At 72.7% G+C, this 14,909-nt stretch carries 11 protein-coding genes; 4 read left to right on the top strand and 7 right to left on the bottom strand.

What is annotated here, in order from left to right; genetic code table 11:
* Positions 1-22 precede the first annotated feature (22 nt).
* Positions 23-913, bottom strand: a complete 891-nt coding sequence (locus tag CR162_RS07440) for a hypothetical protein (RefSeq protein WP_245870187.1) — start codon at positions 911-913, stop codon at positions 23-25.
* 119 nt (positions 914-1,032) lie between these two features.
* Between CR162_RS07440 and CR162_RS07435 the strand changes: the two genes are divergently transcribed.
* Genes CR162_RS07435 through CR162_RS07425 form a run of 3 tightly spaced genes read left to right on the top strand, consistent with a single transcriptional unit; the run spans position 1,033 to position 4,645 of the window.
* A complete protein-coding gene (locus CR162_RS07435; protein WP_245870186.1) occupies positions 1,033-1,536 on the top strand; it encodes a pentapeptide repeat-containing protein in 504 nt (167 codons plus the stop codon).
* On the top strand, positions 1,533-3,758 hold the full coding sequence (locus CR162_RS07430; RefSeq protein ID WP_099094900.1) for an ATP-dependent helicase: 2,226 nt from the start codon (positions 1,533-1,535) through the stop codon (positions 3,756-3,758). The genes CR162_RS07435 and CR162_RS07430 overlap by 4 nt, the downstream gene beginning before the upstream one ends.
* Positions 3,758-4,645: a 50S ribosomal protein L11 methyltransferase gene (locus CR162_RS07425; RefSeq protein WP_099094899.1), complete on the top strand. Its 888-nt coding sequence runs from the start codon at positions 3,758-3,760 to the stop codon at positions 4,643-4,645. The genes CR162_RS07430 and CR162_RS07425 overlap by 1 nt, the downstream gene beginning before the upstream one ends.
* 207 nt (positions 4,646-4,852) lie before the next feature.
* On the opposite strand, the gene CR162_RS22615 is transcribed toward CR162_RS07425, so the two are convergent.
* Positions 4,853-5,188 (bottom strand): DUF1127 domain-containing protein, encoded by a 336-nt coding sequence (locus CR162_RS22615; RefSeq protein ID WP_099094898.1) that lies wholly within the window; start codon positions 5,186-5,188, stop codon positions 4,853-4,855.
* A gap of 179 nt (positions 5,189-5,367) precedes the next feature.
* Between CR162_RS22615 and CR162_RS07415 the strand changes: the two genes are divergently transcribed.
* Positions 5,368-7,149 carry an aminopeptidase P family protein gene (locus CR162_RS07415; RefSeq protein WP_099094897.1) on the top strand — a complete coding sequence of 594 codons (1,782 nt, stop codon included), beginning with the start codon at positions 5,368-5,370 and terminating at the stop codon, positions 7,147-7,149.
* 40 nt (positions 7,150-7,189) lie between these two features.
* Here the strand turns inward: CR162_RS07415 and ligA are convergent, their stop codons facing one another.
* From ligA to ftsZ, 5 genes are all read right to left on the bottom strand, one after another.
* On the bottom strand, positions 7,190-9,349 hold the full coding sequence (ligA, locus tag CR162_RS07410; protein ID WP_099094896.1) for an NAD-dependent DNA ligase LigA: 2,160 nt from the start codon (positions 9,347-9,349) through the stop codon (positions 7,190-7,192).
* A gap of 71 nt (positions 9,350-9,420) precedes the next feature.
* Positions 9,421-11,091: a DNA repair protein RecN gene (gene recN / locus CR162_RS07405; RefSeq protein WP_099094895.1), complete on the bottom strand. Its 1,671-nt coding sequence runs from the start codon at positions 11,089-11,091 to the stop codon at positions 9,421-9,423.
* Between the two features lie 49 nt (positions 11,092-11,140).
* Positions 11,141-11,986 carry an outer membrane protein assembly factor BamD gene (locus tag CR162_RS07400; protein ID WP_099094894.1) on the bottom strand — a complete coding sequence of 282 codons (846 nt, stop codon included), beginning with the start codon at positions 11,984-11,986 and terminating at the stop codon, positions 11,141-11,143.
* 102 nt (positions 11,987-12,088) lie between these two features.
* Entirely contained in the window at positions 12,089-13,027 is a 939-nt protein-coding gene (lpxC, locus tag CR162_RS07395) for a UDP-3-O-acyl-N-acetylglucosamine deacetylase (RefSeq protein ID WP_245870185.1), read from the bottom strand.
* A 245-nt stretch (positions 13,028-13,272) separates the two neighbouring features.
* The gene (gene ftsZ / locus CR162_RS07390) at positions 13,273-14,880 is read right to left on the bottom strand and encodes a cell division protein FtsZ (RefSeq protein WP_099094892.1); all 1,608 of its coding nucleotides are present in this window, start codon (positions 14,878-14,880) and stop codon (positions 13,273-13,275) included.
* Positions 14,881-14,909 lie beyond the last annotated feature (29 nt).

Below are 14,909 nucleotides of genomic sequence, written 5' to 3'. Positions count from 1 at the left end.
CGGGGAGGGGCGGCCCCCTCCCTCAGCCCCGCCGCGCCAGCCGGGCATAGACCGGCTTCAGCAGGAAGGGGCTGAGGAAGAGCGGAAACTGGCAGAGCACGAAGAACAGCAGGATGCGCGGCTCCGTGCTGGCCGGCATCACCGCCAGGTAGAGCGCCATGTTGCGGTTGCCCGAGAGCAGCCCCGCGGAAAGCGACAGGCGGTGCCCCGCCGGGCGGAAGGCCAGCGCCGTGGCCACGTTCAGCCCCAGGCAGCCGGCGAAGGCCAGCAGGATGCCGCCCAGCACCAGCCCGGGCTCGGCCAGCAGGCGGGCCAGCACGCCGTCCATCACGCCGAAGCCGTAGAGCACCACCAGCAGCACCACCGCGCCATCCACGGCGCCGCCCCAGCGGGCCAGCCGCGCCGGCCCGGCCATCTGGCGGATCGCCAGCGAGACCGCCAGCGGCAGCCCCACCACCAGCGCCAGCCGCGCCATCAGCCCGCCCACGGTGATGGACAGGTCGATCCCCAGCAGCCCCAGCGCCAGGGGCGGCGCGGTGAAGGGCACCAGCAGGGTGGAGAGCAGCGACACCACCAGCGCGATCTCGCCATCCAGCCCGACCAGCCGGGCGAAGGCGGGGGAGGAGGTGGCGGCGCAGCCGGTGGCCACGATCACCAGCCCCGCGCCCATCGGCCCGTCCAGCCCCACCGCCCGGGTCGCGGCATAGGCCAGCAGCGGGCATCCCAGCAGCAGCCAGGCCAGCATCGCCACCACCAGCAGCGGCCGCCGCAGATAGGCCAGCACCTGCACCGGATCGACCCGCAGCAGCACCAGCGTCATCAGCAGCGCCACGATCGGCGTCACCGCCTCGCGCAGGGCGCCAGCCAGGGGCGGGATGAACAGGCCGGCGAAGATGCTCGCCGCCAGAAGCATGCCGCCCTGCCGGGCGGACCATTCGAGGGCGCGGATCGGCAGGCTGAGAATGGCGGCGACTCCCTCCCGGCGGCCGGCCGGAGGTTGGCCGCGTTCGTGGCCCGTTCTATATCCAGCCCGTGTCCCCGCCAATCCTGCCCCTTCTTGCCCTTCCCCTGCTGCTGCTGCTGGGCATCGCCCCGGCCGCCGCCGCCTGCACGGACGCCCCCGCGCCCGGGGTGGACTGGCGGCGCTGCCTGCAGGACGGGCAGGATTTCCGCGGCGTGGACCTGACCGGCGCCGTGCTGCGCGATGCGAGCTTCGCCCGCGCCAGGCTGGGCCAGGCGAAGCTGGCCGAGGCGGACGCCCCCGCCGCCCGCTTCACCTCGGCCGATGCGTCAGGCGCCGATTTCTCGGGCGCCGTGCTGCGCGGCGCCGAGTTCACCCGCGCCCGGCTGGTCGGCGCCCGCTTCGCCGGGGCCGACCTGCGGGGCGCCCGCTTCTTCCGCGCCGACCTGACCGATGCCGACCTGACCGGGGCCAACCTGTCGGGCGCCGACCTGGGCACCGCCACGCTGGATGGCGCGCTGTGGGTCGATGGCGCCCGCCGCTGCGCCGCCGGCTCCGTGGGGTTCTGCCAATGACGACCATGCCCGCCTCCGCCACCGACTACCTGGCCCGGCTGAACCCCGAGCAGCGCGCCGCCGTGGAGACGGTGGACGGGCCGCTGCTGGTGCTGGCCGGCGCCGGCACCGGCAAGACGCGGGTGCTGACCACCCGCTTCGCCCACATCCTGATGACGCGGCGGGCCTTCCCCAGCCAGGTGCTGGCCGTCACCTTCACCAACAAGGCGGCGCGCGAGATGCGCGAGCGCGTCTCGGCCATCCTGGGCCAGCCGGCGGAGGGGCTGTGGCTCGGCACCTTCCATGCCCTCTGCGCCCGCATGCTGCGCCGCCACGCCGAGCTGGTGGGGCTTTCCAGCAACTTCACCATCCTCGACACGGACGACCAGATGCGCCTGCTCAAGCAGGTGATGGAGGCCGCCGGCATCGACCAGAAGCGCTGGCCACCGCAGGGTCTGATGACCGTCATCCAGCGCTGGAAGGACCGCGGCTGCACGCCCGCGCGGATCACGCCGGCCGAGGACTCGGACTTCGCCAACAACCGCGCCCGCAGCCTCTACGCCGCCTACCAGGAGCGGCTGAAACAGGTGAACGCCACCGATTTCGGCGACCTGATGCTGCATGTGGTGGAGATCCTGCGCGAGCATCCGGACGTGCTGGCCGACTACCACCGCCGCTTCCGCTACATCCTGGTGGACGAGTACCAGGACACCAACCTCGTCCAGTATCTCTGGCTGCGCCTGCTGGCCCAGCGCGAGGACCCGGCAAGCCGCAACATCTGCTGCGTGGGCGACGACGACCAGTCGATCTATTCCTGGCGCGGCGCCGAGATCGAGAACATCCTCCGCTTCGAGAAGGACTTCCCCGGCGCCACCATCGTGCGCCTCGAATCCAACTACCGCTCCACCACGCCGATCCTGGGCGCCGCCTCGGGCCTGATCGCCCGGAACAGCGGGCGGCTGGGCAAGACGCTCCGCCCCGGCCGCGAGGATGCGCGCGGCGAGAAGGTGCGCGTCGTCTCGCTCTGGGACTCGGAGGAGGAGGCCCGCATGGTGGGCGGCCGCATCGAGGCCGCGCGGCGGGACGGGCACAACCTCGCCGAGATCGCCATTCTGGTCCGCACCGGCTCGCAGACCCGCGCCTTCGAGGAGCGGCTGATCACGCTGGGCATCCCCTACCGCGTGGTGGGCGGGCTGAAGTTCTACGAGCGGGCCGAGATCCGCGATGCCATGGCCTATCTGCGGGTGCTGAACCAGCCGGCCGACGACCTGGCCTTCGAGCGCATCGTCAACACCCCCAAGCGTGGCCTGGGCGACACGGCGCTGCGCGCCATGCACCAGCTCGCCCGCGCCGAGGGCGTGCCCCTGCTGGTGGCGGCGGACCGGATGACGGCGCTCGGCGCGCTGCGGCCCAAGCCGCGCCAGGCGCTGCGGGAGCTGCTGGAGGGCTTCGCCCGCTGGCGCGAGGGGCTGGAGCGGGAGGGGCATGTGGTGGTGGCCGCCACCCTGCTCGACGAATCCGGCTACACGGAGATGTGGCGGCAGGACAAGTCGCCCGAGGCGCCGGGGCGGCTCGAGAACCTGAAGGAGCTGATCCGCGCGCTGGGCGAGTTCGAGACGCTGGCCGGCTTCCTGGAGCATGTCTCGCTGGTGATGGAGAGCGACCAGGCGCCGGAGGCCGAGCGCGTCAGCCTGATGACGCTGCACGCCGCCAAGGGGCTGGAGTTCGACACGGTGTTCCTGCCCGGCTGGGAGGAGGGGCTGTTCCCGCACCAGCGCTCGCTCGACGAGTCGGGCGACAAGGGGCTCGAGGAGGAGCGGCGCCTCGCCTATGTCGGCATCACCCGGGCGCGGAAGTGCTGCGTCATCAGCCACGCGGCCAACCGGCGGCTCTACGCCAACTGGAGCAGCGCCATTCCTTCCCGCTTCCTCGACGAGCTGCCGCCCGAGCATGTCGAGCAGGAGGGCGGGGCGCGCGCCGAGCGGGCGCGCATGGTTTCGGCGCCCTCGGTGTTCTCCGGCCAGTTCCCGCTGGTGGCGCGCAAGCCGCGCATCATTGAGGCCGGCGCCTGGGAAGTGGCGGAGCGCCCGGCGAAGAATGCCGCCATTCCGCCGGGCAGCCGGGTGTTTCACACGAAATTCGGCTATGGGCGTGTCGTGAGCGCCGAAGACAACAAGCTGGACGTCGAATTCGACAAGGCGGGGCGGAAGCGCGTGCTCGACAGTTTCGTGGAAAAGGCCTGATGAACCGCCGCCATCCCCAGACCCTGGAAACCCTGACCATCGACGGCCTGCCGGAAGAGGCGGTGCCGCATTTCGAGGCGGCGCTGCAGACCGTCTGCCCCAGCGTGGGCTACTTCAAGGACGACCCGACCGACAGCTGGGGCCTGGAGGCGGTGCGCGAGACCGGCGTGGGCGACGAGGAGCTGCTGCCCGCCCTGGTCCTGGCCGCGGCGCTGTCCGGCATCGAGATGCCGGAGCTGAAGCGCGCGCCCGTCGAGGCGGAAGGGTGGCTCGCCCGCACCGTGCAGGCCTTTCCCGAGCAGGAGATCGGCGCGCGGGTGCTGATCCGCCCGAGCCACCTGCCCAATCCCGTCACCTATGGCCGCACCGTGCTGCGGCTGGATGCGGGGCTCGCCTTCGGCTCGGGCGAGCACGGCTCGACGCGCGGCTGCCTGATCGGCTTCGAGGGCATGGCGCACCGCCGGCCGCGCCGCATCCTTGACCTCGGCACCGGCTCCGGCATCCTGGCCATGGCGGCGGCCAAGCGGCTGCGCCGCCGCGTGCTGGCCACCGACATCGAGCCCTGGAGCGTGCGCATCGCCGCCGAGAACGCCAGCGCCAACGGGCTACGCAACCTGATCCGGGCGCGGCTGGCCGATGGCTGGCGCCACCGCGGCGTGCGCGCCGGCACCTATGACCTGGTGTTCGCCAACATCCTCGCCCGCCCGCTCTGCGCCATGGCCAAGAGCCTGTCCGAACACCTGGCGCCGGGCGGCACCGCCATCCTGGCCGGCCTGCTCGGCACCCAGGTGCGGATGGTGCTGGCCGCGCACCGCCGCGCCGGCATGGTTCTGGAGCGGCGCATCGACCAGGGCGCCTGGTCCGCCCTGGTGCTGCGCAAGCGCTGAGCCGCATCGGGGCCGGGCGGGATCGAGCCCGCCGGGGGCCGGATATGGAACCGCCCCGCATCTGGGGGGATGCGGGGCGGTTCTGGCTGGAAGCGGCACCGGGGGGAGGGGGGGAGGAAGCGCCGCTTCCTGGTCTCTGGTGCTACAAACCAGGACGCGCGGCCGGAGTTGCCGCGCGCCAGCCGATTCTTTTCGGGCCGCTTCGTGTCAGGCGGCGCTGCGGCTGCCGGCTGGGGCGTTCGCCGCGCGGCTGGCCTGGGCCTCGAAATCGCCCTCGAACACGCGGCTGATGTCGCCGCGGCTCAGGCCGATGTCGGACAGCTCGCGGTCGGTCATCAGCGACAGCTCGTCCTTCACGCGGCGGCGCTGCGGGTATTCCACCACGGCGCGATAGGCCTTGACGATCGCCTTGCGGATCCACTGGCCGATCGCCTCATCCCGCGCGCGGATCGCGGCGAGCGCGACGGAGCGCGCCTCGTCCATGGCGAAGGCAGCGCTCGGGGTGGCGGAGTGAAACTCCGGCTTGGTGATGCGGGCGTCCATTGTCTAGCGTTCCAATTGCGCGCCGGGGTGGTCCGCAGGACTGGCTCGTGCCGTCGACCGCCCGCCCCTTGCGCGATGCGCCGGATGTAGGCTTGAGCGCGTGCAAAGACGAGCGCGACAAACGAAGCTTAGCCATGCGCTCGGCGCATTGAAACCTGTGGAAACATGTTCTTAACGGGATGCTAACCAACGTGACACACGCCGAACGCCTCGCCGCCCTCCGGGCCGAACTCGACCGGAGCGGGGTGGATGGCCTGCTGGTCCCGCGCAGCGACGAGTATCTGGGCGAATACGTGCCGCCCAGCGGCGAGCGCCTCGCCTGGCTGACGGGGTTCACCGGCAGCGCCGGCATGGCGGTCGTCCTGGCCACGCGCGCCGCGCTCTTCGTCGATGGCCGCTACACCACCCAGGCGCTCCAGCAGGCCGACCCGGCGCTGTGGGAGCATTGCCACCTGACCGAGCAGCCGCCGCAGGACTGGCTGGCGCGGCACGCGGCGGGCCTGCGCATCGGCTACGACCCCTGGCTGCACCCGCAATCGGCGCTGGACCGGCTGATGCCCTCCGGCGCCGTCCTGGTGCCGCTGGCCGCCAACCCGGTCGATGCCGTGTGGCGGGACCGCCCGGCACCGCCGCGCGCCGCCGCCGTGCCGCATCCGCTGGAATATGCCGGCCGCGACTCGGCGGAGAAGCGGGCCGAGGCCGCAGCCGGGCTGCGCGCCGCCGGCGAGGCCGCCGCCGTGCTGGCGGACCCGCATTCCCTGGCCTGGCTGCTGAACCTGCGCGGCGGCGACCTGGAGCACACGCCCCTGGCGCTGGGCTTCGCCCTGCTGCGGGCGGATGAGCGGGTGGAGCTGTTCATGGACCCCGCCAAGCTGCCCGAGGCCACGTGGGCGCATCTGGGCAATGCGGTGTCGGTGCATCCGCCGGCGGCGATGGCCGAGGTGCTGGCGGGGCTGGGCGGCCAGGCGGTGCGGCTCGACCCCGACGCCACCCCCGTCTGGTTCGCCGCCACGCTGCGCGAGGCCGGCGCCACGCTGCATGCCGGCGAGGACCCCTGCCGCCTGCCGCGCGCCTGCAAGAACCCGGTGGAGCAGGAAGGCGCCCGGCGTGCGCACCGGCGCGACGCGCAGGCCATGGCGCGCTTCCTGGCCTGGTTCGCCGCCCAGGCGCCGCGCGGCACCGAGACCGAGATCGGCGCCGCCGAGCGTCTGCTGGCCTTGCGCCGGGCGCAGCCGCTGTTCCGCGCCGAGAGCTTTCCCGCCATCTCGGGGGCGGGCGAGCACGGCGCCATCGTCCATTACCGCGCCACGCCGGAAACGGACCGGCCGATCCGCCCCGACGAGTGCTACCTGATCGACAGCGGCGCGCAGTACACGGACGGCACCACGGACATCACCCGCACGCTCTGGACCGGCCCCGGCACCCCGCCGGCGGATCTCGTGGAGCGCTACACGCGGGTGCTGCGCGGCCATATCGCGCTGGCCACGCTGCGCTTCCCGCAGGGTGTCGCCGGCCCGCACATCGACGCGGTGGCGCGGGCGCCGCTGTGGCAGGCCGGGCTCGACTACGACCACGGCACCGGCCATGGCATCGGCAGCTTCCTGTCGGTGCATGAGGGGCCGGCGAGCATCAGCCGCGCCGCGCGGGCCGTGCCGCTGCGCCCGGGCATGATCCTGTCCGACGAGCCGGGCTTCTACCAGCCGGGCGCCTATGGCATCCGCATCGAGAACCTGCTGCTGACCCGGCAGGCCGAAAGCCGCCCCGGCCAGACGCGCCCCTTCCTGGAGTTCGAGACCCTGACCCTGGTGCCCTATGAGCGCCGGCTGATCGACCTGGCCCTTCTCACCCCCGGCGAGCGCGGCTGGGTGGATGCCTACCATGCCCGCGTGCTGGCGGAGGTCGGCCCCGGGCTGGAGGATGACGGGGCGGAATGGCTGCGCCGGGCCTGCGCGCCGCTCTGACCGCCCGACGCCAGGGGAAGGGAAAGGGCGCGCCCCCTGGCTAGCCCAGCCCCGCCATGGCGCGCCACTCATCCTCCGTCAGCGTGCGGAGGTTGAGCTCGGCGGCCTTCTTGGCCTTCGACCCCGCATCGGCGCCCACCACCACGAAGTCGGTCTTCTTCGAGACGCTCTTGGTCACCCTGGCGCCGAGCCGCTCGGCCACCGCCTCCGCCTCGTCGCGCGAGGTCTTCTCCAGCGTGCCGGTGAAGACGACGACCTTGCCGGCGAAGGGGCTGTCGCTGGCGGAGAAGTCCTCGGCATCGGTGGGGCTCACCTCGCGGGCGAGGTCGTCCAGCGCGTCGCGGTTGTGCCTCTCGGCGAAGAACTCGGCCAGCTCGGTGGCGATGGCCGGGCCGATGCCCTGGATGGAGCCCAGCTCCTCCCGCGCCTCGGAGCCGATGGTGGTGGCCGCCAGCATCTTTTCCCGCCAGGTGGCGAGGGAATGGTAGTGCCGCGCCAGCAGCTTGGCGTTCTGCTCGCCGATGCGGCGGATGCCGAGGGCGAAGATGAACCGCTCCAGCGGCACGTTCCTGCGGGATTCGATGGCCGCCAGCAGGTTCGCCACCTTTCTGGTGCCGCCGCCCTTGGCCGACTTGCCCCAGCCCTCCCAGCCGCGCATCCGCTCGGCGTGCGGCGCCAGGCGGAAGATGTCGGCCGGGCTCCGCACCAGCCCCTCCTCGTGCAGCTTGAGGATGTTCTCCTCGCCCAGTCCCTCGATGTCCATGGCGTTGCGGCTGACGAAGTGCTTGAGCCGCTCCACCGTCTGCGCCGGGCAGACGAGGCCGCCGGTGCAGCGCCGCACCACCTCGCCTTCCGGCCGCACGGCGTGGCTGCCGCAGGCGGGGCAGGTGGTGGGGAAGGCGAAGGGCTGGCTGCCCGCCGGCCGCTTCTCCGCCACCACGGCCACGATCTGCGGGATCACGTCGCCGGCGCGCTGGAGGATGACGGTGTCGCCCACCCGCACATCCTTGCGGGCGATCTCGTCCTCGTTGTGCAGCGTGGCGTGCTGCACCATGACGCCGCCGACATTGACCGGCTGCATCACCGCGCGCGGCGTCAGCGCGCCCGTGCGGCCGACCTGGATCTGGATCTCCTGCAGCACCGTCTCGGCCCGCTCGGCCGGGAACTTCCAGGCGATGGCCCAGCGCGGCGCGCGGCCGACGAAGCCGAGGCGCGCCTGCCAGTCCAGCCGGTCCAGCTTGTAGACCACGCCGTCGATGTCATAGGCGAGGCCGGCGCGCCGTGCCGCCATCTCCGCCTGGAAGGCCTCGGCCGCCGTCTCGTCCGGCAGGGCGCGGGAAAGCGGGTTCACCGGGAAGCCCCAGGCCCTGAGCTGGTCCAGATAGGCCGAATGGGTGTCAGCCACCGGGCTGCTGGATTCGCCCTGGGCATAGGCCAGGAGCTTCAGCGGCCGCCGCGCCGTGACCTCGGGGTTGAGCTGGCGCAGGCTGCCCGCCGCCGCGTTGCGCGGGTTGACGGGGATGCGGACCGCCTCGCCCACCTTCTCGCCGCGCTCGCGCCGCCGCTCGCGCTCCTCGTGCAGCCGCGTCTGCTCGGCATGGAAGGCCAGGAAGTCCGCCTTGGTCATGAACACCTCGCCGCGGATCTCGATGGCATCCGGGAAAGGTTCGGGCAGGCGGCGGGGCAGCTCCTCCAGCGTCTCGAGGTTGCGGGTGATGTCCTCGCCCACCGTGCCGTCGCCCCGCGTGGCGCCGCGCACGAACACGCCCTTCTCGTAGAGCAGGTTAACCGACAGCCCGTCGATCTTGGGCTCGGCCACGAAGGCCAGCACCTCCTCCGGCGGCAGCTTGAGGAAGCGCCGGATGCTCTTGGCGAACTCGGCGAAGTCCTCGGGCGAGAAGGCGTTGTCCAGGCTCAGCATCGGCGTGCCGTGGCGGAACTTGGCGAAGCCCGCCGCCGGCGCCGCGCCCGGCGGCGCCTCGCTCGGGCTGTCCGCCCGCTTGAGCGCGGGAAAGCGCGCCTCGATGGCCGTGTTGCGCCGCCGCAGCGCATCGTACTCGGCGTCGGTCATCACCGGCGCGTCGTTCTGGTGGTAGGCGATGTCGGCGGTCTCGATCGCCTCGGCCAGGGCGGCCAGTTCCTCGGCCGCCTGGGCCTCGGTCAGCGCATCGACGGGGATGGAGCGGAGCGGCGCGGTCATGGCGCTCCTGCTAACGCGGGAACGGACGAAACAGGAAGCCCGGAAGCCGTATCTTTTTCGCCTGCCGCCGTTCAGCGCAGCAGCGAATCGGCGGCGGCGCGGGCGGCCTCGGTGATGGTTTCGCCGGCCAGCATGCGGGCCAGCTCCTCGCGCCGCGCGGCGGGGTCGAGCGGCTCCACCCGCGTCTCGGCCCGCTCGGCCCGCACGCCCTTGGAGACGCGCCAGTGCTGCGTGCCGCGCGCCGCCACCTGCGGGCTGTGCGTCACCACCAGCACCTGCAGCCGCTCCGCCACGCGGGCCAGGCGCTCGCCCACTGCCGCCGCCGTGGCCCCGCCGATGCCGCTGTCCACCTCGTCGAACACCAGCGTCGGCACGGGGGAGCCGCGCGCCAGCACCACCTTCAGCGCCAGCATCAGCCGGGACAGCTCGCCGCCCGAGGCGATCTTGTCGAGCTGCCCGGGCTTCTGGCCAGGATTGGTGGAAACCAGGAAGGTGACGCGGTCCTGCCCGTCGGCCGCCCAGGCGCGCTCCTCGCGCGGGGCGATCTCGATGTGCAGCCGGGCGCGCTCCAGCTTCAGCGGCGCCAGCTCCTGCGCCACCGCCTTCTCCAGCGCGCGGGCGGCCCCGCCACGGGCGGCGGAAAGCGCCTCCGCGCGCCGCACATAGGCCGTGCGCGCCGCCGTGGCGGCCTGCTCCAGCGCGGCGGCGCGTTCCGCCCCCGCATCCAGCGCGGAAAGGCGGCTGGCGAGATCGGCCAGCAGGGCGGGCAGCTCCACCACCGCCACCATGTGCTTGCGGGCGGCGGCGCGGAGCGCGAAGAGGCGCTCCTCCACCTGTTCCAGCCGGCGTGGGTCGGGGCCGAGATCGGCGCCCAGCCGCTCCAGCATGGCCTCGGCCTCGGCCAGCGAATCCTGCGCCTGGCCCAGCGCCGCGAGGATGGGGGAGGCCTCCTCGTTCGGCGCGGGCAGGCGCTCCAGCGCGCGGGCGGCATTGCGCAGGGCCGCGGCGGGGCCGGCGCTGCCGCGGCGGTCGCGCGGCTGCAGCTCGGACAGGGCGGCGGCCACGGCCTCGGCCCGGCGCTCGCCCTGCTGCATGGCCTGCCGCTCATTGGCCAGCGCGTCCTCCTCGCCCTCCACGGGGGCGAGGACGGAAAGCTCCTCCACGGCGTGGCGCAGCCATTCCTCGTCGCGCTGCGCCTGGGCGATGGCTTCCTGCGCCTCGCGCAGGGCGCGCTCCGCCTGCTTCCAGGCGCGGTAGGCCTCGGCCACGCCCATCCGATCGGCTTCCAGCGCGCCGAAGGCATCGAGCAGCGCGGCATGGGTGGCAGGGTCGGCGAGGCCCACCTGGTCGTGCTGGCCCTGCACCTCGACGAGCAGCGCGCCAAGGCGGCGCAGCAGCGCCACGCCCACGGGCTGGTCGTTGACGAAGGCGCGGGAGCGGCCATCGGCCTGCACCACGCGGCGCAGCACCAGATCCTCCTCCACCTCGATGCCCTGCTCCGCCAGGACGGCATTGGCGGGATGGTCGGCGGCGAGGTGGAAGCAGGCGGCGACCGAGGCCTGGGCCTGCCCGCCGCGCACCATGCCGGCCTCCGCCCGCTGGCCGAGCGCCAGGCCGAGGCTGTCCAGCAGGATGGACTTGCCCGCCCCGGTCTCGCCGGTCAGCACGGTGAGGCCGGCGCCGAGCGCCAGGTCCAGCCTGTCGATCAGCACCACGTCACGGATGGCGAGCGAGCTCAGCATGGCGGGGCCGCGGCCTTGGTCTTGCCTCTGGGGTCAGGGGCCTGGCGGCTCAGAACACCGAATTCCAGGCGCGGCGGAGGAAGCCCGGCCGGTCCTGCGGGGCGGGCTGCGCGCCTTCCACCAGCAGGGCATAGGAATCCTGGTACCAAGCGCTGCCGGGATAGTTGTGGCCCAGCACGCTCGCGGTGCGCCGCGCCTCCTCGGTGAGGCCAAGGGCGAGGTAGATCTCGGTCAGCCGGTGCAGCGCCTCGGGCACGTGGTTGGTGGTCTGGAACTCCTCCACCACCCGCTTAAAGCGGCCGATGGCGGCCGATTGCAGCCCGCGCGACTGGTAGAAGCGGCCGATGTTCATCTCGCGCCCCGCCAGGTGGTCGCGGGCGAGGTCGATCTTCAGCCGCGCATCGCGGGCATAGGAGCTTTCGGGGAAGCGGTTGATCACTTCCTGCAGCTGCGCCAGGGCGATCTCGGTGCCGCGCTGGTCGCGCTCGGCATCGACGATCTGCTCGTAGTAGCAGAGCGCGCGCAGGTAATAGGCATAGGCGATGTCGCGATGCGCCGGGTGGAGCTGGATGAAGCGGTCCAGCGCGCCGATGGCCTCGGTGTAGCGGTTGCGCATGTAGTCCGAATAGGCGGACATCAGCTTGGCGCTGGTGGCCCAGGTGGAATAGGGATGCTCCCGCTCCACCGTGTCGAAATACTCGATGGCCTGGACGTAGCGTTCCTGGCGCAGCGATTCGATGCCGGCGGCATAAAGGGATTCCGGCGTCTGCTCGGCCAGCGGAGCGCGAGGACGCAGCGAGTCGTCCCTGCCGTCCCATTGCGAGCAGGCGCCCGCCAGCAGCGGAGCGGCCAGGATCAGGGAAAGGCGGAGAGTCCGGTTCAGACGGGTGCGCATGGCGTCCGCTCTATATCATGCTCCCCCGCCAAGACGAAGAGGGCCATCCGGCCTGGCGCGCGGCCAGGCGAAGGCTGGCTTGGCGCGTGGCCGGCCGCCCGTTCAGGCGGCCACCGGCTCGGCGTCCAGGGCGCGGGTGGAGAGGGGCTCGGAGGCGGGCAGCAGCGGCGCGTCCTTCCAGCGCCAGGCGTTGCTGTCGGCGAACAGCGCGCGCAGCAGCCGGTTGTTCAGCGCGTGGCCGGAGCGGCTGCCGCTGAACCGCGCCGAGAGCGGGGCGCCGGCCAGGGCGAGGTCGCCCACAACATCCAGCAGCTTGTGGCGCACGCACTCGTCCGGATGGCGCAGCCCGCCCGGGTTGAGCACCAGCGGGCCATCCACCACCACCGCATTGGCCAGGCTGCCGCCCTGCGCCAGGCCGGCGGCGCGCAGCCGCGCCACGTCCTCGGCCATGGTGAAGGTGCGGGCATCGGCCAGCATGCCGCGGAAGGAGGCTTCCGTCACGCGCAGCGACAGCGACTGGCGGCCGATGGCGGTGGAGGGGAAGTCGATCTCCAGCGCGGCCTCGAAGCCCGGCGTGGCGGTGGGATGCAGCGCCACCCAGGGAGCGTCCGGCCCCTCGCCATCCTGCACGCGCACCGTCTTGAGCACCTCGATGGTGCTGCGCGGCATGGCGCTGGTGGCAATGCCCGCGCAATCGATCAGGAAGATGAAGGGAGCGGCGGAGCCATCCAGGATCGGCACCTCGGGGCCATCGACCTCGACCACCACGTCGTCGATGCCACAGGCGGCCAGCGCGGCCATGACATGCTCGATGGTGCCGAGCCGCGCCTGCGGCTGGCCGGGAAGGGCGATGGCCGTGCAGAGGCGGGTGTCGAACACCAGATCGTGGCGGGCCGGGATGTCCAGCCCGAGATCGGTGCGGCGGAAGACGATGCCGGCATTGACCGGGGCGGGGCGCAGCGTCAGCGCGGCGCGGCGGCCCGAGTGCAGGCCGATGCCGACGCACCCGATGGGCGCCTTCAGCGTCCTGCGTCGTTCCATGCCCCCTGCGAGGAAACCGTCCATCACTGCCCCTGGCCATTGCTGCATCGGCGGAGGGAAATCCCTCGGCCGTTTCGGCTGAGCGTTACATGACATTGGCGGCGGCACACTGCGAGTCAACGCTTGTTTCCGTTTATTTCAGTTTAGCTCAACAATATAAGCCATTGAAATTGGATGGTTGCTGCGATGCAAAAAGCCCCGCAACTTGCATTGCGGGGCTGCTCCGTCACTGGCGGCGTGGCCGGTCAGTTGTTCTGGCGGCGCAGGAAGGTGGGGATGTCAAGGCCCATTTCCTCGGCCTGCGGCGCGGGCTGCGGCGCCGGGGCGGCGGCCGGCCGGGGCGCGGCGGGCGGCACGGGCGCGGCGGCCACGGGGCGCGCCACGGGCGCCGGCGCGGCATCGCCCTCGGCCGAGAGGTTGCGGCGCATCAGACCAGTGGCGCGGCGGAACAGGTTGAAGCCGCCACCGCCGGCCGGCGGCGCGGAAACGGGGGGCGGCGCCATCGGGCGGGCCGGGGCGGGCGGGCGCGCCGCCAGGTCCGGATGCTGCGCGAGCGGCGCCGGTATGTCCTCGGGCGAGGGCGCCTCCGGCGCGGGCTGCGGCGCCTCATAGGCCACCGGCTGCATCACCGGGGCCATCTGCTGCGCCGTGGCGGCGGCGGTGGCGGGCGCCATGCCCGCCGGGCGGCGGGGCGCGCCGGCGGGGCCGGCCGGGCCCACGCGCACGGGCGAGGCGGGCTGCGGCATCACCGCGCGCTGCATGGTGGGGGCGCCGGGCACGCCGCGCGGAATGGCGGGCGGCACGGGCGCGCTGGCGACCGCCTGCGTCGGCGCCACGCCGCCGACCGCGACCAGCTTCGGCCGCTCGGCATTGTGTTCCTGGATGGCGTCGATGCCGGTGGCGACCACCGAGACGCGCAGCCGGCCATTCATGTCCTCGTCCACCGAGGAGCCGAAGATGATGTTGGCTTCCTCGTCCACCTCGCGGCGGATGCGGTTCGCGGCCTCGTCCACCTCGAACAGCGTCATGTCGTAGCCGCCGGTGATGTTGATCAGCACACCCTTGGCGCCGAGCATCGAGGTGTCCTCGAGCAGCGGGTTGTTGATCGCGGCCTCGGCGGCCTTCACCGCGCGGTCCTCGCCCTCGGCCTCGCCCGTGCCCATCATCGCCTTGCCCATCTCGGCCATGACGGTGCGGATGTCGGCGAAGTCGAGATTCACCAGGCCGGGATTGACCATCAGGTCGGTGACGCCGCGCACGCCCATGTGCAGCACGTCGTCCGCCATCTTGAAGGCTTCGGCGAAGGTGGTGCGCTCATTCGCCTTACGGAACAGATTCTGGTTCGGAATGACGATCAGCGTGTCCACATAGGACTGCAGATCCTCAAGCCCCGCCTCCGCCGCCCGCCGGCGCTTCGGCCCCTCGAAGTCGAACGGGCGGGTGACGACGCCGACCGTCAGGATGCCACGCTCGCGCGCCATGCGCGCGATCACCGGAGCCGCGCCCGTGCCCGTGCCGCCGCCCATGCCGGCGGTGATGAAGACCATGTGCATGCCTTCGAGATGGCGGGCCAGCTCCTCCGTCGCCTCCTCGGCGGCGGCGCGGCCGATCTCGGGCTTGGCGCCCGCGCCCAGGCCCTGCGTCAGGTGAGGGCCGAGCTGCACGCGGCGCTCCGCGCGGCTGTGCACCAGCGCCTGCGCGTCGGTGTTGGCCACCAGGAACTCGACCCCGTCGAGACCCATGGCGATCATGTTGTTCACCGCGTTGCAGCCCGCGCCGCCGACTCCGACGACGGTGATTCGCGGGCTGAAATCGGTGTGCTGCTGGCGCGGGATCGTCAGGTTCAGCGTCATTGCAGCGTGTCTCCTCGGGTAGCGGGCGT

The organism is Teichococcus rhizosphaerae (assembly GCF_002631185.1).
GTDB lineage: Bacteria > Pseudomonadota > Alphaproteobacteria > Acetobacterales > Acetobacteraceae > Pseudoroseomonas > Pseudoroseomonas rhizosphaerae.
Note: the sequence above shows the minus strand (reverse complement) of the source record. Positions and strands in the feature narration are given on the sequence as shown.

What these genes read in the sequence shown, in the direction of transcription:
- CR162_RS07415 (WP_099094897.1), top strand. Translation starts at nt 5,368, where the DNA reads ATGCTAACCAACGTGACACACGCCGAACGCCTCGCCGCCCTCCGGGCC.
- CR162_RS07430 (WP_099094900.1), top strand. Translation starts at nt 1,533, where the DNA reads ATGACGACCATGCCCGCCTCCGCCACCGACTACCTGGCCCGGCTGAAC.
- CR162_RS07440 (WP_245870187.1), bottom strand. Translation starts at nt 913, where the DNA reads ATGCTTCTGGCGGCGAGCATCTTCGCCGGCCTGTTCATCCCGCCCCTG.
- CR162_RS07400 (WP_099094894.1), bottom strand. Translation starts at nt 11,986, where the DNA reads ATGCGCACCCGTCTGAACCGGACTCTCCGCCTTTCCCTGATCCTGGCC.
- ligA (WP_099094896.1), bottom strand. Translation starts at nt 9,349, where the DNA reads ATGACCGCGCCGCTCCGCTCCATCCCCGTCGATGCGCTGACCGAGGCC.
- lpxC (WP_245870185.1), bottom strand. Translation starts at nt 13,027, where the DNA reads ATGGAACGACGCAGGACGCTGAAGGCGCCCATCGGGTGCGTCGGCATC.
- ftsZ (WP_099094892.1), bottom strand. Translation starts at nt 14,880, where the DNA reads ATGACGCTGAACCTGACGATCCCGCGCCAGCAGCACACCGATTTCAGC.
- CR162_RS22615 (WP_099094898.1), bottom strand. Translation starts at nt 5,188, where the DNA reads ATGGACGCCCGCATCACCAAGCCGGAGTTTCACTCCGCCACCCCGAGC.
- CR162_RS07425 (WP_099094899.1), top strand. Translation starts at nt 3,758, where the DNA reads ATGAACCGCCGCCATCCCCAGACCCTGGAAACCCTGACCATCGACGGC.
- recN (WP_099094895.1), bottom strand. Translation starts at nt 11,091, where the DNA reads ATGCTGAGCTCGCTCGCCATCCGTGACGTGGTGCTGATCGACAGGCTG.